Below are 592 nucleotides of genomic sequence, written 5' to 3' on the forward strand. Positions count from 1 at the left end.
AGCGAACGTTCCGCTCGATCGCGTAGGGGAAATGCAGGAGGTTGTCGTCCGGGTTGAAAAGTCCGATATCCACCACCTGGGCGTCGAATATCTCATGGATCTTATCGCCGATCTGGTCATATATCGCCTGCATTTGCACATTGGAGACGAGCACCTCCTGAACGCCATTCACGAAGGCCAGTTCAGCGTTGCGGGCCTCCATCATTTTCAACAGGCGCTGGGTCTCATCGAACAGGTGGGCGTTGGCGATGGCGATGCCCATGCTGGATGACAGCCCCTGCAACAGACGCACATGATCTTCATTGAAGACATTCTTCTCGTAGCTCTGCACGCTGACTACACCCAGAATTCTGTCACCGGCGATGATCGGCACGCCCAGGTAGGATTCGGTCCTGTCCTCCTCGGTAGGTATGAGCGCGCCCAGAGCAACGTGTTGCTCAGTCGTACCCAATACCAATGGTTTGCCTGACGATATGACCTTTGACGTAAGCCCTTCGCCCATCGCAAATGGCTCGGGATCCTGATAGCCCTTGTAAAATGCATAGGGTACGGTGATCAGGTCAGACCTATCACTACGCAACAAGATTTCAGT

Annotated in this window: 1 protein-coding gene; it reads right to left on the reverse strand. The window is 54.1% G+C overall.

Going from position 1 to position 592, the window contains the following annotated elements:
- Nucleotides 1–592: GAF domain-containing protein (locus tag ACXJ7R_RS35840; RefSeq protein WP_457155903.1), on the reverse strand; the 592-nt coding region annotated here is incomplete at both ends.

The organism is Mesorhizobium sp. P5_C1, from assembly GCF_054049815.1.